The 22,082-nt window shown below is 64.7% G+C and carries 24 protein-coding genes; 18 read left to right on the top strand and 6 right to left on the bottom strand.

The genetic code is table 11. From position 1 onward, the window contains the following. Window positions 1-586: 586 nt before the first annotated feature. Together MYCSM_RS01180 and MYCSM_RS01175 are read right to left on the bottom strand one after the other, a co-directional pair. Window positions 587-931 (bottom strand): heme-binding protein, encoded by a 345-nt coding sequence (locus MYCSM_RS01180; protein WP_015304290.1) that lies wholly within the window; start codon window positions 929-931, stop codon window positions 587-589. 40 nt (window positions 932-971) lie between these two features. Further along, window positions 972-1,262, bottom strand: a complete 291-nt coding sequence (locus tag MYCSM_RS01175) for a hypothetical protein (RefSeq protein WP_015304289.1) — start codon at window positions 1,260-1,262, stop codon at window positions 972-974. Window positions 1,263-1,544: 282 nt separating this feature from the next. On the opposite strand from MYCSM_RS01175, the gene MYCSM_RS01170 reads away from it, so the two are divergent. The 17 genes from MYCSM_RS01170 to MYCSM_RS01090 all read left to right on the top strand — a co-directional run bounded on the left by MYCSM_RS01170 (window position 1,545) and on the right by MYCSM_RS01090 (window position 17,227). Beyond that, on the top strand, window positions 1,545-2,099 hold the full coding sequence (locus MYCSM_RS01170; protein ID WP_015304288.1) for a hypothetical protein: 555 nt from the start codon (window positions 1,545-1,547) through the stop codon (window positions 2,097-2,099). Window positions 2,100-2,156: 57 nt separating this feature from the next. After that, entirely contained in the window at window positions 2,157-3,482 is a 1,326-nt protein-coding gene (locus tag MYCSM_RS01165; protein WP_041312954.1) for a Dyp-type peroxidase, read from the top strand. Between the two features lie 10 nt (window positions 3,483-3,492). Continuing rightward, on the top strand, window positions 3,493-4,494 hold the full coding sequence (locus MYCSM_RS01160; protein ID WP_015304286.1) for a hypothetical protein: 1,002 nt from the start codon (window positions 3,493-3,495) through the stop codon (window positions 4,492-4,494). A gap of 22 nt (window positions 4,495-4,516) precedes the next feature. Continuing rightward, window positions 4,517-5,317, top strand: coding sequence for an SDR family oxidoreductase (locus tag MYCSM_RS01155; RefSeq protein ID WP_015304285.1), 801 nt, complete (start codon window positions 4,517-4,519; stop codon window positions 5,315-5,317). 34 nt (window positions 5,318-5,351) lie between these two features. Beyond that, a complete protein-coding gene (locus MYCSM_RS01150) occupies window positions 5,352-6,443 on the top strand; it encodes an AMP-binding protein (RefSeq protein WP_015304284.1) in 1,092 nt (363 codons plus the stop codon). 2 nt (window positions 6,444-6,445) lie between these two features. Next, the gene (locus MYCSM_RS01145; protein ID WP_015304283.1) at window positions 6,446-7,819 is read left to right on the top strand and encodes an aldehyde dehydrogenase family protein; all 1,374 of its coding nucleotides are present in this window, start codon (window positions 6,446-6,448) and stop codon (window positions 7,817-7,819) included. Between the two features lie 19 nt (window positions 7,820-7,838). Beyond that, window positions 7,839-8,123, top strand: a complete 285-nt coding sequence (locus MYCSM_RS01140) for an EF-Tu/IF-2/RF-3 family GTPase (protein ID WP_015304282.1) — start codon at window positions 7,839-7,841, stop codon at window positions 8,121-8,123. Window positions 8,124-8,226: 103 nt separating this feature from the next. After that, window positions 8,227-9,183: an ABC transporter substrate-binding protein gene (locus tag MYCSM_RS01135; protein ID WP_041311149.1), complete on the top strand. Its 957-nt coding sequence runs from the start codon at window positions 8,227-8,229 to the stop codon at window positions 9,181-9,183. A 12-nt stretch (window positions 9,184-9,195) separates the two neighbouring features. Next, the gene (locus MYCSM_RS01130; RefSeq protein WP_015304280.1) at window positions 9,196-9,888 is read left to right on the top strand and encodes a queuosine precursor transporter; all 693 of its coding nucleotides are present in this window, start codon (window positions 9,196-9,198) and stop codon (window positions 9,886-9,888) included. 75 nt (window positions 9,889-9,963) lie between these two features. Further along, window positions 9,964-10,635, top strand: a complete 672-nt coding sequence (locus tag MYCSM_RS01125) for a 5-oxoprolinase subunit B family protein (protein WP_015304279.1) — start codon at window positions 9,964-9,966, stop codon at window positions 10,633-10,635. After that, the gene (locus tag MYCSM_RS01120) at window positions 10,632-11,543 is read left to right on the top strand and encodes a 5-oxoprolinase/urea amidolyase family protein (RefSeq protein WP_015304278.1); all 912 of its coding nucleotides are present in this window, start codon (window positions 10,632-10,634) and stop codon (window positions 11,541-11,543) included. Before MYCSM_RS01125 ends, MYCSM_RS01120 begins: the two co-directional genes overlap by 4 nt. A 100-nt stretch (window positions 11,544-11,643) precedes the next feature. Next, entirely contained in the window at window positions 11,644-12,228 is a 585-nt protein-coding gene (locus tag MYCSM_RS01115; RefSeq protein WP_095532437.1) for a GNAT family N-acetyltransferase, read from the top strand. A gap of 19 nt (window positions 12,229-12,247) precedes the next feature. After that, window positions 12,248-13,024, top strand: a complete 777-nt coding sequence (locus tag MYCSM_RS01110) for a class I SAM-dependent methyltransferase (RefSeq protein ID WP_015304276.1) — start codon at window positions 12,248-12,250, stop codon at window positions 13,022-13,024. Window positions 13,025-13,120: 96 nt separating this feature from the next. Further along, the gene (locus tag MYCSM_RS01105; RefSeq protein WP_015304275.1) at window positions 13,121-14,515 is read left to right on the top strand and encodes a nitrate/nitrite transporter; all 1,395 of its coding nucleotides are present in this window, start codon (window positions 13,121-13,123) and stop codon (window positions 14,513-14,515) included. Window positions 14,516-14,598: 83 nt separating this feature from the next. Further along, on the top strand, window positions 14,599-15,747 hold the full coding sequence (locus MYCSM_RS01100) for a uroporphyrinogen-III synthase (RefSeq protein ID WP_015304274.1): 1,149 nt from the start codon (window positions 14,599-14,601) through the stop codon (window positions 15,745-15,747). After that, window positions 15,744-16,424: a sirohydrochlorin chelatase gene (locus MYCSM_RS01095; protein WP_015304273.1), complete on the top strand. Its 681-nt coding sequence runs from the start codon at window positions 15,744-15,746 to the stop codon at window positions 16,422-16,424. The genes MYCSM_RS01100 and MYCSM_RS01095 overlap by 4 nt, the downstream gene beginning before the upstream one ends. Window positions 16,425-16,477: 53 nt before the next feature. Further along, window positions 16,478-17,227, top strand: a complete 750-nt coding sequence (locus tag MYCSM_RS01090; RefSeq protein ID WP_015304272.1) for a superoxide dismutase family protein — start codon at window positions 16,478-16,480, stop codon at window positions 17,225-17,227. A 115-nt stretch (window positions 17,228-17,342) separates the two neighbouring features. Here the strand turns inward: MYCSM_RS01090 and nirD are convergent, their stop codons facing one another. From nirD to MYCSM_RS01070, 4 genes are all read right to left on the bottom strand, one after another. Then, window positions 17,343-17,687, bottom strand: a complete 345-nt coding sequence (nirD, locus tag MYCSM_RS01085) for a nitrite reductase small subunit NirD (protein WP_015304271.1) — start codon at window positions 17,685-17,687, stop codon at window positions 17,343-17,345. 8 nt (window positions 17,688-17,695) lie between these two features. Next, window positions 17,696-20,248, bottom strand: a complete 2,553-nt coding sequence (gene nirB / locus MYCSM_RS01080) for a nitrite reductase large subunit NirB (protein WP_041312950.1) — start codon at window positions 20,246-20,248, stop codon at window positions 17,696-17,698. A 291-nt stretch (window positions 20,249-20,539) separates the two neighbouring features. Beyond that, window positions 20,540-20,908 (bottom strand): hypothetical protein, encoded by a 369-nt coding sequence (locus tag MYCSM_RS01075; protein WP_015304269.1) that lies wholly within the window; start codon window positions 20,906-20,908, stop codon window positions 20,540-20,542. Window positions 20,909-20,917: 9 nt separating this feature from the next. Next, on the bottom strand, window positions 20,918-21,676 hold the full coding sequence (locus tag MYCSM_RS01070) for an isocitrate lyase/PEP mutase family protein (protein ID WP_015304268.1): 759 nt from the start codon (window positions 21,674-21,676) through the stop codon (window positions 20,918-20,920). Between the two features lie 111 nt (window positions 21,677-21,787). Here MYCSM_RS01070 and MYCSM_RS01065 point away from each other — a divergent pair, with 111 nt between their 5' ends. Further along, the gene (locus MYCSM_RS01065) at window positions 21,788-22,078 is read left to right on the top strand and encodes a hypothetical protein (protein WP_015304267.1); all 291 of its coding nucleotides are present in this window, start codon (window positions 21,788-21,790) and stop codon (window positions 22,076-22,078) included. Window positions 22,079-22,082: the final 4 nt, after the last annotated feature.

The raw sequence follows: 22,082 nt of genomic DNA, 5'->3' as shown, positions 1-22,082 counted from the left end.
CGCCCTGGTCGGCGCCAGCGTCATCGCCGTGAAGCCCATGGCGCCACCGCCACCGACATTGCCACCGTCAGCGTCAAATTGACGGCCTCCGCAACAGGATTGGGCCAATCGATCGCCCGGCTCCCCCGACACCGGTAACGGTCATCCAACAAGTCCTCTCAGGCGATCTTCTCGGTGCACCACGTTGGTGGTCGGGTCATTCGTCGAAGGCGGCCAACATGTCGTGGACGGCATCGTCTCCGCGCAACAGACCATCGCGACGGCGCTGGCGGCCCAGCCCGATTCGCCGCTACCGCGGTGAGCGTGAAGATCTCGAGCGCTGAGGCGACCGACGTCCCCGATCTGTCACACAGGACAACGATGGCCGATGTCAGTCCTTCGACCGACAAATCCAAAGCCGACAAAGACTCTGCGAACGACGCGGATCAGTCCACGACGGCGCACACGGCCGACGGACCCGGCGCCCAATCAGCCAAGGGAGATACCCGACAGACGAAGAACGGCGACTCGCCGAAGCATGAAACTCCCAAGGCTGACAACGAATCTCAGTCCAAAGCCGCTGAAAAGAAGTAACGCTGCTCGACCGCTAGCCCATAGGTCCGTCGGGCATCAGCGCGTTGCAGCGATCCCGGAAGTCGGACGCCGGCTGCCTGACTGCGCGTATCTCGTCCTGCGCCTGAGGGTTCGCGTTGAAGTAGTTCGTGATTTCCGTTCGCATTTCATCCCTGGACTTGCCCTTGAGGCCGGTAAAGAACGTGTTCACGTCAGGATGAGTGAACAGGTAGGACGACATTGCAGCGTTGACGCCAGACATCACGCCCGCAAGGTCGGCGGCCGTACAGTTCGGCGGATCGGCCACCGCGGTCGCTGCGGAACCGATGAGCGTCGCGCCGGCGATCACACCGGCGCCGATCAAACTGCGAATGAACATATGAGACTCCTTGGTTTCGTGGGTGATTAAGGGAATTGACTCAACGGGGACCGATGCCACCGCCGCCGCCTGGGCGGCCCGGGCGGATAGGCGGCAGGACCACATCGACGTCCCAGCCGTTGTCGCAGTACCACGGGTCGGCACAGTAGGACGGGTAGTAGGGCCCGGCCGATGGCGCGTCAGGACCACCACCCCGGACCGTGCCCTGCGCACACACGGTGGCGTTGCCGGCATTCGTGCAGTCGGCCGACGCCGGTGACGCAGTGACAATGCCGACGGGAACCGCCACCACTGACAATCCCAGAATTAGGTAGCGCTGGCTTCTTCGCACGGCAGCTCCCCCTCTCCGAAGTAGGTGGCCCGCCACCGTAAAAGTCCCCCGACAACGGGCCGGATAGTTATGCGCGAAGCCTAATTCGAACCGCTCGGGTGCGGTGGATAAATGACAATCTTCATGATCATTATTTCTTGTGTTGGGAAACATCACGATCATCACCTTAGCTTCGCTATCTGGACAGCTGAGGTCGGCGTTCCCTAGCGTAAACGACCGCCACCACCCAGGTGGCGGTGTAGGTTTTCCTCTATCGGACTCGCGAATCTAGGGGCTCAGAATATGCCGGATCAAGACTGGACTAAACCCGCCGCGATGGCCATCCCGAAGGAAGGCTATTTCGAACTCGAGCGCGGTCGATATGGACCCGTTTTTCCGAGGACACCTGCCTGCTATGGCTTTTCGATCATCGCCAAAGTAAAGGAAGGCCGCGAAGAAGCCGTCCGTGCGTATGGCAAAACGATCGAGGACACGATCGCCAGCAGCCCCGAAGCCCTCGCGCCGCTGAGGCTGCACTACCTGCGCTGGGTGCTGTTCGACGTCGGATCGGGATTGCACTTTCAGTATCAAGGCATTTTCGACACTGACTTCGACAAGTACACCGAAGACGCAGTACAGCTATTCACCCAGACCGGCATCACCACCGTTTTCACGAATCTTGAAGGCTTCCCGGAGGATTGGAAGGAGAATCCGGAGGCGTTCGTGAAATTCGTTCGCGACCACCAGTGCCCCAGCTTCCTCGAGTACGGCGAGTACCCCTACGTGACAGCCGATGAGATCAAAAAAGCGTTGCGGCTCAAGGCCGCTTTCTCCACCATGCTCGATCAGATGCAATGACATCGACACCATTCGATGCCGTAAGGCGGCGGCGCGGGCATGGACGAAGGGCAGGCAATGACGACGCTCGAACTCGACGATATCCAACACATCCTGCTTACCCGCACACCGGCAATCACAGGACGCTATGAGTTTTTGACGTTCGACACGCCAGCTGGTGGCCGCGCCTGGCTCGCCGAGCTGCTCGACAAGGTGCAGTCCGCGGCCGACGTGCAGGCGACCATGGACGAGTCGGATCGCTGGGTTACGTTGGCATTCACGTGGAGTGGTCTTCGAGCGCTTGGTGTTTCCGACGAGTCCCTGGCCACCTTCCCCGATGAGTTTCGGGAGGGCATGGCGGCTCGCGCCAGCATCCTCGGCGATACCGGTCCTGCCGCTCCCGAGCGCTGGGTTGGCGGCGTAGCCGGTGACGATATGCACGCGATCGCGATCTTGTTCTCGCGCACCGAGGAGCAGTACAAGCGCTCCATCGATGAGCACGACAAGCTGCTGGCCCGAACTGACGGCGTGCGGTCGCTGTCGTATCTCGATCTCAATGCGACGCCGCCGTTCAACTACGCCCACGATCACTTCGGCTTCCGCGATCGACTCTCGCAGCCGGTAATGAAGGGGTCCGGTGAGGAACCGACACCCGGGTCCGGCGACGCGTTGGAGCCCGGCGAGTTCATCCTCGGCTATCCCGACGAGAACGGTCCTGTCGCCAATCTTCCTCAGCCCGAGGTGTTGTCGCGCAACGGCAGCTACATGGCGTACCGGCGACTGGAGGAGCACGTCGCTGCGTTCCGCGACTATCTGCGTGAGAACGCTGACAGCCCCGACGGCGAGGAACTGCTCGCCGCGAAATTCATGGGCCGCTGGCGCAGCGGTGCCCCGCTGGTGCTCGCACCGGACAAAGACGATCCCGAATTGGGCGCAGATCCGATGCGCAACAACGACTACAACTACAAAGAAATGGATCCTTTCGGATACGCATGCCCGCTGGGATCGCACGCGCGCAGGCTCAATCCACGCGACACTGCCCACTACATGAACCGTCGCCGGATGATCCGGCGCGGCGCCACCTACGGACCCGCGCTTCCCGAAGGCGCACCCGACGACGGCGCGGACCGCGGCATCGCCGCATTTATCATCTGCGCCGATCTTGTCCGCCAATTCGAATTCGCCCAGAACGTGTGGATCAACGACAAGACGTTCCACGAGCTCGGCAATGAGCACGACCCGATCAGCGGCACGCAGGACGGCACGCTGGACTTCACCGTCCCCAAACGACCGATCCGTAAGGTACACAAGGGGATTCCCGCGTTCACCACGCTCACCGGCGGGGCCTACTTCTTCCTTCCCGGGATGAACGCGCTGCGCTACCTCGCCTCGCTCGACAGCTAGAAGGATCATCATGCGGGCACGCACATACAACCAGAGCCACGTCACGCGCACCCACGACGGGCGCAGACGCATCAGCATCTACTGGACCTGGAGCTATCCCTGGGAATCGCAACGCGATCCGGCCGTGATCTACAACCGCTTCTCCACGATGACGGAGGTCCGCAATGTTGCGTGGCCCTCGTATGAGACCCCCGAATACGACGCCGCGAACTTCCTGCAAGGCATCGCAGGCACGCTGGAGCTGTTCCACAGGTCCACACTGCAATTCCAAGAACTGGCCGAAGAGGCAACCGGCCACCCCGTCGCAGTGTTCCAGCGCATCGACCAGGCCGGCTACAAATGCCCGATCGATGAACGCATCCTGGCCGACACCGACACGTTGATGGTGTTTGGACTCGACCATCTGCTGTCCGAACAGGAGGCCGCGCCCGAAGAGATCGCGGCGATCCGCGATTGGCTGAAACGAGAAGGCACCTGCTTGCTGCTGGCTCCGCACCACGACGTGGGCTTCACCGACGATCCCAATCAACAGCAGGTCGAATACCAACACCACGGCGACCGGCTCGTCCCGCGCCAGCAGCGCTTCGGCCAGTACACCCGGTCATTGATGACGGCCCTCGACGTGCCCGTACACAACACGTGGGGTCTTCGGCCCGCGGTCGTCGAAGGCACCAAGGAGATCGCGCCGCTGACCGGTTTCCGTGACCTCGACACGCCGCGGCTGCTCGACAACGTCACCACCTTCAACTTCCATCCGCATCTTCCGCACTACGAACTCACCGCGCCGGAAGGCAAGGACCTACACGTATTGGGACGTCAGCGGGTGGACCCGAACCGACCACATCCGTTCACCGAGGCAGGCAATACCGAGTTCAACGCACTCATCTGGATGCCACCGGCCGCTCAGCGGGCCGGCGACATCGTGCTCATCGACTCCACGCACTTCACGACGCTGTTCGGCGGTACCGACAGCCTGCGCAACCTCTGGCGCAACCTGGCCACGATGAAGTGAGGCAGATGGGCAATCATGGTGCATGCCCAATCGAACCGTGTTCATTACCGGAGCCGCCGCCGGAATCGGCCGCGCAACCGCGCTGACCTTCGCGAAGAAGGGCTACACCGTCGGCGGTTACGACATCGACGAGGTCGGCCTCAAAGCCTTGGCCGACGAGATGGACCAGCTTGGCGCAACCGCGATCGTCGGGCATCTCGACGTCACCGATAGTGACGAAATGGCGCGGCGGGTCGGCGAATTCGCGCAGGCGGCCGGCGGCCGGCTCGACGTGATGATCAACAACGCCGGCATCCTGTTGGCGGGCCGCTTCGAGGACATCGACGTCGCAAGGCATCTGCGAGAGATCGATATCAACGCCAAAGGCGTCGTCAACGGACTGCACGCCGCGTTCCCGTACCTGCGTGACACCGCCAACTCAGTCGTCGTCAATCTGTCCTCCGCGTCGGCGATTTACGGTCAGGCCGAACTCGCCAACTACAGCGCCACCAAGTTCTTCGTCCGCGGCATCACCGAGGCACTCGACATCGAATGGCAGCGGTACGGCATCCGGGTCATCGCGATGTGGCCGCTGTATGTGCAGACCGCGATGACGGACCACATCAAAACCGGCACCACCGAGTCGCTCGGGATCCGGCTGACGGCCCAGGACGTCGCCGACGCGATCGCCAAGGCCGTCGAGCCGTCGCGGCTGCGCCGGGCCATGCACCAGGTGCACTTCCCCGTCGGTTCGCAAACCAAGGCCATGGTGGCCGGTTCGCGGTTCTCACCTGCGTGGCTGACCCGACTGGTCAACAAGCGGCTCGCGCAGTCGGCGAGTTAACCTTCCGGTCAACCTGCTGCGACACGATGGCCGCGTGTTTGACATCGACTACTCCCTGCTGGACGTTCCGCGCCAGGCGCGGCCTGAGGATCCCGAGGCCTACCTGCGCACCGCGATCGCCTGGCACTTCGGCGCCGACACGGGTTCGCCGTTCTGGCTTCGTTTGGCGGCGACGCTTGATTTCGACCCGCTGACCGACGTGCGCACGTTCGCCGATCTGCGCCGGTTTCCCAACCTGGTCGACGAACTACGTAACGTCCCCGTCGAGGACCTCATCCCCCGCGGTTACGGCGCGCCCGCGCCGATCCCACGGATCTTCGAATCCGGTGGCACGACGGGCGCACCGAAACGCACTGCGCAGCTTCCGGATTGGGTCGAGCAGGTCACCCGCTGGCAGGTCGAAGACTTCACCGCGGGTGGGTTCGTGCCTGGCCGCGGACTGCTCTGCCTGATGCCGAGCGGTCCGCACGGTGTCGGGCACTTCGATCGTGTCGTCGCCGAACGGCTGGGCTCGACGTTTCATCCGATCGACCTCGATCCGCGTTGGGTGAAGAAGCTGGCCGCGCGCAATGCGACGGCAGAGATGGCTGCCTACGTCGACCATGTGCTGGAGCAGGCGCGGCATGTGTTGGAGACCCAGGACGTCGTAAACCTGCATGCGACACCGCCGTTGGTGGAGGCGATCACCCGCGACCTCGGGTTGGTCGAAATGGTGAATAGCAAAATCCGCTACCTGTTGCTCAGCGGCGCCCATGTGGATATCGACACCCTCGACTTGCTCCGGCAGATCTTCCCGGAGGCGACCATCGCCATGGCATTCGGCAGCACGATGGTGCTGTCGCAGGCGGCGACGCGGGTGGAAGGCGACGCGATTGTTTTCGATCCCCGGTCGCCGTACGTTTTCTTCTGGGTGATCGACCCGGACACCGGTACCGAGGTGCCGTACGGAGAACGCGGTCAGGTGGTGATGAACCACATCAGCAAGGGCATGTTCATCCCCAACAACCTCGAGCGCGACACCGCGATCCGACTCCCTTGCCCCGACGGGTACATTGGCGACTCGGTCAGCGAGGTTGCGCCCATCGCCGTCTTCGACGGTGAACCAGTCATCGAGGGCGTGTACTGACCATGGCCGACGGCCCGATCGATCTTCCCGCACTCGGCCCCGACGGGGACTATCGGACTCGAAAGCGCGAGATCATTTCCGACACCGCGGGTGTACCGGTGGCGGAATCAGCTCTTGTGCCAAGGCTATTCGTGACGCGGTCGATCGATGCCCAGCGCAAGCTGCGACTCCTTCCGCTCGTGGAGCGGGAGGCGGCTCTGACAAAGGCTGCGGCCGTGTTCGTGTCGTCGACGATTGCCGGACTCGACTTCGACCGCTACGTCGACCTGACGTGCCGAGTGACCGGCCTACCGATGGCCGCGGCGCGCGCCGGTGCGCACACCGTCGCCGAATCCCTCGCCACCGCATTCGATGCCGTGCATCCGGCCCGGCCGACGGGTGCGAGTGTCGACTGGCGTGACCTGAGCCCACGTGGCGGCGCCGTCTGGGCGCGACGTGGCACGGTGCTCGCCGTTCACGCGCCCGGGAACGCCCCCGGCGTGCACGGTCTCTGGCCGCAGGCGCTGGCGCTTGGCTACCGCGTTGCGGTCCGTCCATCGCGGCGCGAACCGTTCACCGCGCATCGGCTCGTTCATACGTTGCGGCAGAGTGGCTTTCGAGACGGCGATGCGCTGTACTTGCCAGCCGACCACACCGTCGCCGGTGACCTCGTTGCGGCCGCGGACCTCGCCATGGTCTACGGCGGCCAGGATGTCGTGGACAGGTACGCACACGACCCGAACGTGCTCACCAACGGACCGGGTCGCAGCAAGATCGTGATCACCGCCGAGTGCGACTGGCGCGGTTACCTCGACGTGATCGTCGACTCCATAGCCCACCTGGGAGGTATGGCGTGCGTCAATGCGACCGCCGTTTTGTACGAAGGTGACGCCGGGCCGCTTGCGCATACCATCGCTGAGCGGTTATCGGCGCTGGAGCCATTACCGAACACTGACGAACGAGCCGTTCTGCCAACAACTTCGATCGCTGCAGCGCACGCGCTCGCCAACCAACTGGCAGCAAGGGCTGCCGGGGCGGTAGCAGTGCTGGGCGCCGATCAGGTGGTCGCCGATCTCGGTGACGGGTTCGCCGCACTGCGCCCCGCCGTGCACCTGCTGCCTACACCAGACCCGGCCAAGCTCAACGTCGAGTTGCCGTTTCCCTGTGTCTGGGTTTCACCGTGGTCACGCGCGGACGGGATTGCGCCGCTGCGCAACTCGCTGGTGCTCGGTGCGATCACGACGGACGACGAGTTGGTCGGCGAACTGATCAGCGAGCCCACGATCACCAACGTGTACCGCGGTGTTCGCGCTACGCATCACAGTGCGCCGCACATTCCGCACGAGGGATTCCTGGCCGACTTCTTGATGCGCAACAAGGGCTTCGTCGGCGGTTAGGTCTGGCACACTGCTCGACATGTTTCGGTTGACGGTCGAGGACGTGTTCGTCATCAAGAATCGCGGGGTTGTCGCAACCGGCCGAGTAGAGAGCGGCACGCTGCGGGTCGGCGACACCGTGCAGATCGACGGGGCGCTCGCGGTGCGGGTCGACGGCATCGAAGTCTTCCGCAAGTCGATCGACGAGGCCACCGTCGGCGACAATATCGGCGTGCTGTTACGGGGTCTGGAAAAGAGCCAACTGAACCGCGGCTCCGTGCTCACCGCTGCGTCTTCCTCCTACGGCGAAGCGCCGCCGATCTGACTTTCGCTTCGCGGACATCGCGAGATCACCGGTGGTGACGCGCGATCTGCCTGTTTGCCGTACCGGAACCTTGTTTTGCAGAAAAGCGAGTTAAGCTCGCCGAGTGCGAGCTGCGTTGTCCCGCCGGGGTTTCCTCACGATGACTGCGGGCGCGGCGTTGGTTGCTGCCTGCAGTTCGCAGAAGCCGGGCGAAGTCGCCAAGGACGGCTCCGTCACCGTCAAACACATCTTCGGCGAGACCAAGGTCGCGGCGCCGCCCAAACGGGTCGTCAGCGCAGGGTTCACCGAGCAGGACGACCTGCTGGCCGTCGGAGTCGTCCCGATCGCGGTGACCGATTGGTTCGGCGCCGAGCCGTTTGGCGTATGGCCTTGGGCGCAGCCCAAATTGGGTAACGCGCAGCCGACCGTGCTCAACCTCAACGACGGCATCCAGGTAGATCAGATCGCGTCGCTGAAGCCGGACCTGATCGTGGCGATCAACGCCGGGCTCGATGAGGACACCTACAAGAAGCTGTCGGGCATCGCGCCGACCATCGCACAGTCCGGGCCTGACGCGTTCTTCGAGCCGTGGAAGGACCAGGCCACCGCGATCGGGCAGGCCGTGTTCAAGGCCGACGAGATGGCCGGCTTGATCACCGCGGTCAACGAGAAGTTCGCAGCGGTCGGCAAGAGCAACCTCCAGTTTGCGGGCAAGAAGGCGCTGCTGCTCGCCGGGACCTTGTACCAAGACAGCGTCCGCGTGACCGAGGCTGGCTGGCGCACCGACTTCCTCACCAGCATGGGGTTCACCATTCCCGACACTGGCGGCTGGTTGATTCCGCGCGACAAGATGGCGTCTGTGCTCGAGGACGCCGATGTGCTGATCTGGACCACCGAGAGCGACGAGGAACAGGCCGCGCTGCTTGCCGATCCGGTCATCGCAAAGCTGCGGGCGACGACACTGAACCGCAACGTGTTCACCGGCAAGGATCTCTCCGGTGCGATCGCGTTCGCATCGACGCTGTCCTACCCGGTGGTGGCCGACCAGCTGCCGCCGATGCTCACGAAGGCGCTCGCCTGATCTAATTGGCGTGTGACAAGCGACCAGACCACCGCCGAAGAACAGCACGCCGCGTTCGCGGAGGTCGGGTCGAAGTACTATCCGATCTTCGTCGCGGTCTTCACCGCCCTGGTGATCATCTCCAACGTCACCGCCACGAAGGGCGTCGCGTTCGGGCCGATCATCACCGACGGCGGGTTCATCGTCTTCCCGCTCACTTATGTGATCGGCGACGTGCTCTCCGAGGTGTACGGCTTCAAGGCCGCACGAAGGGCGATCTTGCTCGGGTTTGCTATGAACATCCTCGCCGCCCTCACGTTCTGGGTGACGATCTATCTGCCCGCGGCCGACTTCTATCCCAACCAGGAGCACTTCGAGAACGTCGTCCATGCGTACACCCAGCTGATCATCGCGGGACTTGCGGGCTTCATCGTCGGGCAGACCATCAACGCCTGGGTCGTGGTCTTCATCAAAGAACGCACGAAAGAGAAGCACCTGTGGGCACGGCTGGTCGGCTCGACTTTCGCGGGTCAGCTTGGCGACACCGTGGTGTTCTGCAGCATCGCGGCTGGGGCCATCGGCATCAGCACGTTCCGCGACTTCCTCACGTACACGGCTCTTGGCTGGTTCTACAAGACCGCCGTCGAGGTTGTCATGCTGCCGGTGACCTATCGCGTCATCGCCTACATCAAGCGCCACGAGCCGACGTACGGCGCCGCAATATGAGCTATCGCTAAGGCTCCTCTGGCAAGGCTCATAGAGCCGGTTCTTTCTTAGCTACCCGCGGGTAAGTTCCCCTTCATGAGCGTGACTGCGGATCTGATGGACGTGCGGGCTCTTGGCACCGTTCGTGACTATGGCGACCAGGCGCTGCTGCTGGAGTTCGACAGCACCGCCGAAGTATTGGCGTGGGCTGACGCGCTGCGCGAAGCCGAGCTGCTCGGCGTGCTGGACATCGTTCCGGCGTCGCGCACGGTGCTGCTCAAGCTCGCCGGACCGCGCTATCAGGCGCCGACCCGGCAACGGCTCGGCAAGCTGCGCGTGACGGCCGAAGCGCTGACCGAACCCAGCCAGGGGCAGGCCGATATCGAGATCGGCGTGGTGTACGACGGCGCCGATCTCGAGGAGGTGTCCCGGCTGACAGGGCTGACCACCGACCAGGTGATCGCCGCTCACACCCGCACGCCGTGGCGGGTCGGATTCGGTGGATTCGCACCGGGTTTCGCCTATCTGATCGGTGGTGACGAGCGGCTCAACGTGCCGCGGCAGTCAGAGCCGCGGACCAAGGTGCCCGCCGGGTCGGTGGCGCTGGCCGGGGAGTTCAGCGCCATCTATCCGAGGGAATCCCCTGGGGGCTGGCAGCTGATCGGCCAGATGGCCGACGACTCGGTCGCGTTGTGGGACATCGATCGCGACCCGCCCGCCCTGCTGAGACCCGGCATGTGGGTGCAGTTCCGGGAGGTGAAGGCATGACCACCGTTGAACGCGCGGCTCAGCCGCGCACCACACTCGAGGTGCTGCGCACCGGACCGCTTGCGTTGATCGAAGACCTCGGCAGGCCCGGCTTGGCGCATATGGGCGTCTCGCGCTCCGGTGCGGCCGACCGGCGCTCGCATCAGCTGGCCAACCGGCTGGTCGCCAACCCCGGCGATCACGCCACCATCGAGGTGACGTTCGGCGGGTTCTCTGCGCGCGTCCGTGGTGGCGACGTCGCGATCGCGGTCACCGGTGCCGACACCGATCCGGCAGTGAATGGAAAGCCGTTCGGCAGCAACAGCATTCACTATGCGCACGATGGCGAGGTGATCTCGCTGGGTGCCCCGCACACCGGCCTGCGCACCTACCTTGCAGTGCGCGGCGGCATCGACGTCTCCCCCGTGCTCGGCTCGCGTTCGTACGACGTGATGTCGTCGATCGGTCCGCTACCGCTGCAACCTGGCGACGTGCTGCCGGTCGGCGAACACAGCGGCGAGCTCCCCGAACTCGACCAGGCGCCGGTAGCTGCCATCGAGGACGAGGTGTTGGAGCTGCGGGTTGTCCCCGGCCCGCGCGACGACTGGTTCGTCGACCCCGACATCCTGATCCGAACCAACTGGCAGGTCACCAACCGCACCGACCGGGTGGGCATGCGGCTGGTCGGCATGCCGCTGGAGTACCGCTGGCCCGATCGTCAGCTGCCCAGCGAGGGTGCGACGCGCGGCGCAATCCAGGTGCCGCCGAACGGTTTTCCGGTGATCCTCGGTCCCGATCATCCCGTCACCGGCGGCTACCCGGTAATCGGCGTGGTGACCGACGAGGACATCGACAAGGTCGCGCAGATCCGTCCCGGACAGACGGTGCGGGTGCACTGGTCGCGTCCGCGCAAGCCGTTCGAGGAGTAAGCCGGCGAGTGTGAAGGCATGACACGCATTCGGCCGAAAACTGTGCAATAAGTTCACACTCGACGGGCCAGCGCGCGCCTGATCCTGGTAGACAGGCAGTGTGCACACGCACGATGCCGCCGCTCCTCGCGTGCGCGAGATCTATACCGCCCGCCTCGTCCACACCTCCGACCTCGACAACGAGACGCGCGAGGATGCGCGCCGGATGGTCAGCGAGGCGTTCGCCGGTGAGTTTTCCGACACCGATTGGGAGCACGCGCTCGGCGGCATGCATGCGCTGATCTGTCATCACGGCGCGCTGATCGCACACGCCGCCGTCGTGCAGCGCAGGCTGCTCTACCGAGACACCGCGCTGCGCTGCGGCTACCTCGAAGCCGTCGCGGTGCGCGAGGACTGGCGCGGTCAGGGCCTGGCGCACGCACTGATGGATTCGGCCGAACAGGTGATACGCGGCGCCTACCAACTCGGAGCGCTCAGCGCGTCCGAGGCGGGCAGGCACATGTACACCGCGCGTGGCTGGTCGCCGTGGCGCGGTCCGACGTCCGTGCTGGCGCCGACCGGCGTGACGCGCACACCAGACGATGACGACGGGTTGTTCGTGCTGCCGATCGACCTGCCGAACAACTCAGAGCTCGACACCACTGCCGAAATCACCTGCGACTGGCGCGAGGGCGACGTCTGGTAGCGGGCGTACGTTGGGAAGCGTGAGCACTCCAGCGTTTCGCCCCGACCCCGAAACCTTCGACAAGCTCTACCGCGGCGAGCCTATGGTCGAGGGCGGGCCGGCGCCAACCGGCGTGCCGTGGGACGTGCATCAAGCCCAACCAAGATTGATGGAACTCGAAGCGCTGGGCGGCTTTTCGGGTGAAGTGCTCGACATCGGCTGCGGTCTCGGTGACAACGCGATCTATCTGGCGTCGCGGGGACACTCGGTCACCGGGCTGGACGGCTCGCCCGCTGCAATCTCCGAAGCTCGTCGACGCGCGGAAGCCGCCGGCGTCAGCGTGACATTCGACGTCGCCGACGCCACCGACCTCAGCGGCTACGTGAGCCGGTTCGACACCGTCGTCGACAGCGCGCTGTATCACTGCTTGGACGAAGAAGGCCAGCAGGCCTACATCGCCGCGGTGTATCGCGCCACACGCCCCGGCGCCCGTCTGCACCTGTTCTGTTTTTCCGACGGCAACATCAACGGCGTGATCGCGCCGATGGGTCACGTGCCCGAGACCAACATCCGCGATACGTTGACTGCCAACGGCTGGCGCATCGACTTCCTCGGCCCCACTACCTATTTGGGCAACGCCGTCGGATTCCGGACGGGCGACGACGCTTTCCCGGAGGCGATGGCCGAGCAGATGCCACCCGAAGCACTCGAGCAGATGCGCGAAGTGACCGAGCGGTTTGCCAGGATCGCCGATCTGCTCGACGGCGACCGGGTGCACCTTCCGTTCACCGTCGTGCACGCTCACCGAGTCGACTGAAACTCACACAAGCGCTGGAAGCTACGTGAGCGGAAGTTCACGGCGGGGTTATCGCGGGGCGTTTTCGCGCAATAAAGCATTCCTAGCGTTGTCCGCATGTCGAAAACCATCACGGACTGGGATCCCGAGGACGTCGTCGCTTGGGAGGCAGGCAACAAGAACATCGCGCGCCGCAACCTGATCTGGTCGGTGTTCGCGGAGCATATCGGCTTTTCGGTGTGGTCCATCTGGTCGGTGATGGTCCTGTTCATGCCGGAGGCCGTCTATCACTTCTCCGCCGGCGACAAGTTCCTGCTCGGCGCCACCGCGACGCTGGTCGGCGCGGGCCTGCGAATCCCGTACACGCTGGCCACAGCGACCTTCGGCGGCCGTAACTGGACGGTGTTCTCGGCGTTCGTGTTGCTGATCCCGACGCTGGGCACCATGTGGCTGCTGGCCCACCCGGGCCTGCCGCTGTGGCCGTACCTGGTGTGCGCGGCGCTGGCCGGCTTCGGCGGCGGCAATTTCGCGTCGTCGATGACCAACATCAACGCGTTCTACCCGCAGCGCCTCAAGGGCTGGGCGCTCGGCATCAACGCCGGTGGCGGCAACATCGGCGTACCGATGGTTCAGCTCGTCGGCCTGCTCGTCATCGCTACCCTCGGAAACCGTCAGCCCTACTGGGTGTGCGCGGTTTACCTGGTCGCGCTGGTGATCGCCGGCATCGGCGCCGCGCTGTTCATGGACAACCTGGAGCAGCACAAGATCGATACGACCGCAATGGCCGCGATTCTGAAGGTGCGCGACACCTGGGTGATCTCGCTGCTCTACATCGGCACGTTCGGCTCCTTCATCGGCTTCGCGTTCGCCTTCGGTCAGGTACTGCAGATCAACTTCGCCGCCGGCGGCCAGAGCGCGGCGCAGGCATCGCTGCACGCCGCACAGATCGCGTTCATCGGCCCACTGCTCGGCTCGCTGTCGCGGGTGTACGGCGGTAAGCTCGCCGACCGCATCGGCGGTGGCAAGGTCACGCTGTGGGTGTTCGCCGGAATGATCCTTGGCGCAAGCGTTCTCGTCGGTGTCAGCACGCTGGACGACCACACCAAGGGTGCGGCGACGGGTGCCATGATGGCCGGTTACGTGACGGGTTTCATCGCCTTGTTCTTACTCTCGGGCCTCGGCAACGGCTCGGTCTACAAAATGATTCCGTCGATCTTCGACGCCCGCAGCCGCTCGCTGGATGTCCCGGAGGCCGAGCGCGTGGCGTGGGCACGCGCGATGTCTGGCGCGTTGATCGGCTTCGCCGGTGCTATCGGCGCCCTTGGCGGCGTCGGCATCAACATGGCGCTGCGGCAGTCGTACCTGAGCAGCCATTCCGCGACCACGGCCTTCTCGATCTTCCTGACGTTCTATGTGGTGGCGTGTGCCGTGACCTGGGTGATGTACGTGCAGCGGCCGGTCTCGGCACCCGTCACCAGCGCAGCACCCACCACGGACCTGGCCCGGACGTGACCTCCTTCGTGTGCGCCAGGGTGGACACGGTCAGGCAATGGCGAAGTAATGGGTTGGAAACATGCTTTTCGTAGACATGGAACATGAGTGAGCCCGACTGGGCACCGCTCACCGGTTTTCGGGTGGCGGTGACCTCTGCCCGACGTGCGGACGAACTGGCGACCCTCCTGGAACGACGCGGTGCCACCGTCACGTGTGCCGCGGCCATCGCGATGGTGCCGCTACCCGACGACGAGCAGCTGCGTGCACACACCGAAGGGCTGATCGCCCGACCGCCCGACATCGTGGTCGCGACCACGGGGATCGGGTTTCGCGGCTGGTTCGCCGCCGCTGACGGCTGGGGGCTGTCTGACGAACTGCTCGGAGCGCTCGGCAATGCGCGCATCGTGTCGCGGGGACCGAAGTCGACCGGCGCGCTGCGCGCGGCAGGCCTGCCCGAGGAATGGTCGCCCGAATCCGAGTCGTCGCGCGAGGTACTGCACTACCTGGTCGAAGGCGGCATCGCCGGCAAGCGCATCGCGGTGCAGTTGCACGGAGCCACCGATGACTGGGATCCGTTCCCCGAGTTCATCGACGAATTACGTTCTGCCGGTGCGGAAGTGGTGCCGATTCGGGTGTACCGCTGGCATCCGGCACCCCGCAACGGCGATTTCGATCAACTGGTGGCGGGTATCGCCGAATTCAAGTTCGACGCGGTCAGCTTCACGTCGGCGCCCGCGGTCGCCTCGGTCCTGATGCGCGCAGTCGAGCTTGGTATCGAAGACAAGGTGTTGTCCGCGTTGCGAACTGACGTACACGCGATGTGTGTCGGACCCGTGACAGCAAGGCCATTGGTCCGGCTCGGGGTGCCGACGTCGGCGCCCGAACGAATGCGGTTGGGCGCGTTGGCCCGGCACATCACCGATGAGCTGCCGCTGCTGCAGTCGCGCACCCTGCGGGTGGCGGGGCATGTACTGGAGATCCGCGGCACGTGCGTGATGGTTGACGGCGTGGTGAAGGCGCTGTCACCCGCCGGGATGGCGACGATTCGCGCCCTGGCCCACCAGCCCGGCGCGGTGGTCTCGCGGTTCGATCTACTTGGCGCACTGCCTGGCAGCGGTACCGACACCCACGCAGTTGAGACCGCAGTGCTGCGGCTCCGAACGGCGTTGGGCGACAAGAACATTGTGTCGACAGTGGTCAAGCGCGGTTACCGGTTGGCGATCGACGACGAATTTGCGCACTCGCTATGAGCTTGATGTTGGTTGCACACGGCACTCGCAAGCAGCAGGGTGTCGCGATGATCGGTGATCTGGCGGAGCAGGTGTCGGCCACACTCGGGCAAACCGTGCACGTGTCGTTCGTCGATGTCCTTGGGCCGACGCCGTCGGAGGTGCTGGCGCAGATGGACGGGCCGGCGATTGTCGTGCCCGCGTTCCTGTCGCGTGGCTATCACGTCACCAGTGATATCCCGACGCACGTCGACGCGAGCCGACACCCCGACGTCACCGTGACGGAAGCGCTGGGTCCTGGACCACAGCTGGTGCGCGTGCTCGCGGATCGGCTCATCGAATCCGGCTGGCGCCAAGATGATTCGGTGGTGCTGGCCGCGGCGGGTACGTCAGACCCCGGCGCCCAACGTGATCTGCACATGATGGCAACGGGACTGTCGGCGATCACGGGTTCGCGAGTGGAGTTGGCGTTCGCCGCGACGGGCACACCTCGGGTCCACGACGCCGTTGACTCACTGCGGCGAGGCGGTGCGCGCAGGATAGTCGTCGCGTCGTACCTGTTGTCGGAGGGCCTGTTTCAGGATCGCCTGCGCGACAGCGGCGCTGATGTGGTGACCGAGCCGCTTGGCACGCATCCAGGGTTGGTGCGGCTGATCGCGAACCGGTTCAGCCGCGCGCGCTATTCGGTGGCCGCCTAACTCGCTCGCAGACTCGCAGTTTGTTCAGGGCGGCGCGGGGGTACGCCGCGCTCATGACCAAGCATGTCGCCGCTGCCATCGCCTTGCTCGCCACTCCTGTCGCCGTGATGAGCGGGTGTTCGAACCAATCAGGCACGAATCCATCCGCAACCACCACCACCGGGCCAGCATCCAGCGCTCAGAAGCTGACCACGCAGCTCAATACTTCCGATGGCAAACACGTCGCCGATGCGACGATCGACTTCACCAGCGGCTACGCCACGGTGACCGTCGAAACTTCGGAAGCAGGTGTGCTGTCGCCCGGCTTCCACGGCCTGCACATCCACGCGGTCGGCAAGTGTGAGGGCGACTTCAGCTCCGCTGGTGAGCACTTCCAGGCGTCGGGGCATACAGGACAGCCCGCCAGTGGCGATCTGCCGCCGCTGCTGGTGCGCTCGGATGGCTCCGGCAAACTCGTCGCAACGAGTGACGGTTTTACCGAGGATCAGCTGAAGGGCCCGCAGGGTTCGTCGATCGTGCTTCATCAAAGCGCCAACCTCGACGGCGGGTCTGACCAACGCCTCGCCTGCGGCGTGCTCAGCCCTGAGAGCACCACCAGCACATCGGTGTCGGTGTCAACGTCGACGTCGACGGTCACTACCGGAGCGACGACGACCGCCGTTCCACCCGCGACCGTCACGGAGACCACGCCATCCCCGACGTCGGTCACCACGACCACCGCTCCGAGCATGAGCACCAGTACCAGCACCGTGACGGTGATCCAGCCGCCGTCCATCCCGCCGATCACCGTGCCCGGCGGCTGACGTATCGACTCGGCTAGTGGCGCATTGTGTCCCGGCAGCACCGCTGTGAAGAACGCGGCGTTGTCTGCAAGGAAGTCCTCAGTTTGTGTGGCGAACGCTTTGCCGAACGCGAGAGTTAGACGCCGACCTCGACCTGGCCATCCACGATGCGCGTCGCATAGACCGGGAGCGTGACCTCGGGATCATCCAGGCAGCTGCCGTCGTCAAGCGCGAAGGCCTGCTTCTTGATTGGCGTCTGAACCGTGGCGCGGCCGCCCCGGTCGCCGACGATGCCGCGCGACATCACCGCCGCGCCGGAGAACGGATCGATGTTGCCGACGGCATGCAGCGAACCGTCATCGAGGCGGAATAGCGCCGCCTGCACACCATCTGGCAGGAGCACGCCCACCCCGCGGTTAGGGATCAGGAAGTCATAGCGGCAGGCAGCCGTCCACACCTGAACATCGTTGAGAAGAGTCATCTCCTGCGTTACCCCCGTACCGTAGGTATGCCAATGGGAACGATGCGGCCCGACTGTTCGGTGAATTCGATCGTCGGATCCGCGACCTCCGGCGCATTGACGAACGACACGAACCGCGACAGCTTCTCGGGGTCTTCGATGACACCCTTCCACTCACATGAATAGCCCTCGACGTGGCGGGCCATTGCGTCCTCGAACTCAGCTGCGAGCCCGAGGGAGTCGTTGCAGACGACCTCGCGCAGGTGATCCAGGCCGCCGTCCATCGCCTCGAGCCACGGCGCGGTGCGCTGCAGCCGGTCGGCGGTGCGGATGTAGAACATCAGGAACCGATCGATGTAGCGGATCAGCGTTTCGTCGTCCAGATCGCTGGCCAGCAGCTGCGCGTGCCGCGGCGACATGCCACCATTGCCGCACACGTAGAGATTCCAGCCCTGTTCGGTGGCGATGACGCCGACATCCTTGCTCTGTGCCTCCGCGCATTCGCGCGCACACCCGGAGACGGCCATCTTGATCTTGTGCGGTGCGCGCAGGCCTCGGTACCGGTTTTCGATGTTGACCGCCATGTCCACGGAATCTTGCTGACCGTAGCGACACCACGTGCTGCCCACACAGCTCTTCACCGTCCGCAGTGCCTTACCGTACGCGTGGCCGGACTCCATGCCACCGTCGATCAAGCGACGCCAGATCTCCGGCAACTGATCCACTCGCGCGCCGAACATGTCGATGCGTTGGCCGCCAGTGATTTTGGTGTACAGACCGAAGTCACGCGCGATCTCGCCGATCAGAATCAACTGCTCTGGGCTGATTTCACCGCCGGGCGACCGCGGCACCACCGAGTAGCTGCCGTTCTTCTGGATGTTGGCAAGGAAGTGGTCGTTGGAATCCTGCAGCGAGGCCTGCTCGCCGTCGAGAATGTGCTCCGAACTGGTCGACGCGAGGATCGACGCCACCACGGGTTTGCAGATGTCGCAACCCTTTCCGGTGCCGAACCGTTCAATCAATCCCGTAAACGTACGGATCGACGTCGCGGCAACGATCGAGAACAGCTCGGCACGCGACTGGCTGAAGTGTTCGCACAACGCCTTGGACTGCTCGACCCCCTCGGCTTCGAGCAGTTGCTTGAGCAGCGGCACGCAGGAACCACACGAGGTACCCGCCTTTGTGCAGCTCTTGAGGGAAGGCACATCGCTGCAGCCACCCGCGATCGCGTCGCACAAGTCACCCTTGGTGACGTTGTTGCACGAGCAGATCTGTGCCGCGGCCGGCAGCGCACTGACACCGAGTCCCGTTGCACCACCGTCGGATCCGGCCGGTGCGATCAGAGCCATTGGGTCGCCGGGCAGCTCCTCGCCGACCATCGGCCGCAGCACGCCGTACGACGACGCGTCGCCCACGAGGATGCCGCCCAGCAGCGTCTTGGCGTCATCCGACAGCACCAGCTTGGCGTAGGTCTGGTTGACCGCGTCGTTGACGACCACGTCGAGGCAGTTCGGTGTGCGGCCCATCGCATCGCCGAAGCTGGCCACGTCGACACCGAGCAACTTGAGCTTGGTCGACATATCGGCTTCGGGGAATTCGGCGGCGCCACCGAGCAACCGGTCGGCGACGACCTCCGCGCTGGTGTAGCCGGGGCCGACCAGGCCGTAGCAGCGCCCCTCGATGGCTGCCACCTCACCGATCGCGTAAACGTTGGGATCCCGTGTCGCACAGGATAGATCGGTGAGTACGCCCCCGCGCTCGGCGAGTTCGAGGCCTGAGTCCCGAGCCAGTTCGTCACGGGGCCGCACGCCCGCGGCGAAGACGACAAGGCCTGCGTCGATGACCGTGCCATCCGAAAGTGTCACTCGCAGCGAGTCGTCATCCGCGGAGCGGCGCACGGGTCGGTTGCGTTGGGTGGGCTCGATTGACGACGTGCCGACGCCGGTGTGCACGGCGATGCCGAGCTCGCCGATCATCCGGCCCAGCAGTGCACCGCCCGCCTCATCGAGCTGTTGTGCCATCAACCGCGGCGCCATCTCCACGACATGCGGGGTCAAGCCGAAGCTTCGCAGCGCGTTGGCGGCTTCCAGACCCAGTAGGCCGCCGCCAATGACGACGCCGACCGGAGCGGTCCCGGATTTGAGAGCACGCTCGGCGTCGGCGCGGATGTCGTCGAGGTCGTCGAGCGTGCGGTAGACGTGGCAGCCCGGCAGGTCGTGGCCGGGCACTGGCGGCACGAAGGCGTACGAACCGGTGGCAAGCACCAATGCGTCGTAGTTGACACGGCTTCCATCTGCCGTGACCACCTGCCGTGTGGTGCGGTCGATCTCCGCGACGCGGCTGCCAAGTCGAAGCTCGACCTTGTCATCCCCGGCGTAGTCATTGCCGGGCAGCGCCAACTGGGCGCGATCCCAGTGCTCGGTGTAGCTGGTGAGGCCGACTCGGTCGTATGCGGCGTCGGCTTCCTCGGCGAGCACGGTTATCTGCCAGGCACCCTCGGCGTCGCGCGACCGCAGTGCCTCGACGAACCGGTGACCGACCATTCCGTGGCCAACGACCACAACGTTTGATGAAGACCGCATGCCGCCGAGGTTAACCAGCGGATATTGCCGCAATGTCGCCTGATGTGAACCCACCATCACGGACTTCTCACGGTCGTCGGCACACCCCTGTGAGCGTCCACAGACGGTAAACTCGCTGCTGGAACATCAGCGTCATCGACTCAAGTTCTTCCGGTAGCGGACCGCTGTGGCGCCGGTCACGACGCGAAATCCGGTGGGATCCAACAGGTTCCACCGGATTTTCAGCTACCCGCAGAACTGACCGAGTACGTCGACGCCGATCACCCGCAACAGGTTGGCGACCTTGCGGTCCTAGATGTGGCCGGCGTTGGTCGGTGTCGTCGTCGGGTACGGATTGGTGATCGTGGTGGACGTCGTTGTCTCGTCGCCGGAGCCGTCATCTGATGGCGTCGCCGCCGGCGGCCTGGTCACGATCGGATTGTCCTGACTGGTTTGCACACTCGGCACGGTGTAGCTGGTGCTCGACGACGAGCTCGTCGTGTATGTCGACGAGGTGGCCGACGACGGCGGCAGATCGGTGGGCCCGGGTGGACTCGACGAGTTGTCGGCGGTGCGGATCACCGCCCACGCCAGGATCACCAGAAGTACGACGCCCGCGACTCCGGCGGCGACTATCAGGGGTTGCTGGTCATGCCAACTGCCGTCGTCATCAGGGCTCACGCCGGAATGCTAAGCCCAGCGGGCCAGCATCTCATTGGCATGTGCGGAAAGTGCGCGCTGCAGGAATGGCCCAAAACTGATGCGGCCGACGCCAAGCGGCCCGAAGGACGCCGGATCATCCTGATCGGGCAACGCGATCGCATTGATCGGCAGCGGTAGCTCAGTAGCCAAGCGCCGCAACGTATCCGGGTCGTGACGGCCAACCGGATACAGCGAGTCTGCTCCGGCTGCGGCCGCCTCTTTCAGCCGCGCGATCGCCCGGTCCACCCGATCGGACTCATCTCCGTCCTGCCGGAGAAACAGATCCGTGCGGGCGTTGACCACCACGTGCACGCCGGCGGCGTCGGCAGCCTTACGCAGCGCGCCGACGAGCTCGGCGTGCTCGCTGGACGACCGCAGCCGCCCGCCTTCGCTGTGCACGGTGTCCTCGATGTTGAGGCCGACCGCACCGGCCTCGAGCAGGCCGGTGATCAGGCGGGTGGCCGGTTCGGCATAGCCCGACTCGATATCGACGGACACCGGCACGTCGACGGCCGAAGTGATCTGCTTGACGCGGGTCACCACGTCGTCGAACGACATGCCCTCCTGGTCGGCCTTACCCACCGAGTCGGCCATCGGGTGGCTGCCGACGGTCAGCGCGAGAAAGCCTGCATCGACCGCCAGTTGCGCCGACCACGCATCCCAGATTGTCGGCAAAACCACTGGATTGCCGGGCTGGTGCAGACCCAGCAATGTCTCGGCATGCTTCTTGAGGACCTCGCTTGACATGGACCTACCTCCGGTTCGCTGACGTGACCTGTCTCACTCCAAACCCCCTGATGTAACTAACATCGGGTGTCGTACTGTGATCCGAGACACCCTTCAGCCCAAGGAGGTCAAATGTCGAGCACTACCGAACTTACCGAGCTGCACGAGCTAATCGGAAGCCTGCGGCGGTGCGTGACATCGTTGGCGTCGAAATACGGGGACAGCCCCGCGACCCGCCGCATTGTCAATGACGCCGAACGCATCCTGAACGACATCGACCGACTCGACATCGATGCCGAGGAGCTGGAGCTCACCCGGGGCGTGACGCGCCATCACCATGGCACCGAGAAGATCACCATCCCTGACACCCCATACGACACCGCCTTCTGGGGCGATGAGGACGACAGAGGAGTCGCAGGCTAGCGCC

It is taken from the genome of Mycobacterium sp. JS623, assembly GCF_000328565.1.
GTDB lineage: Bacteria > Actinomycetota > Actinomycetes > Mycobacteriales > Mycobacteriaceae > Mycobacterium.
The sequence above is the reverse complement of the archived record's forward strand: the minus strand, read 5'-3'. Positions and strand labels throughout refer to the sequence as shown.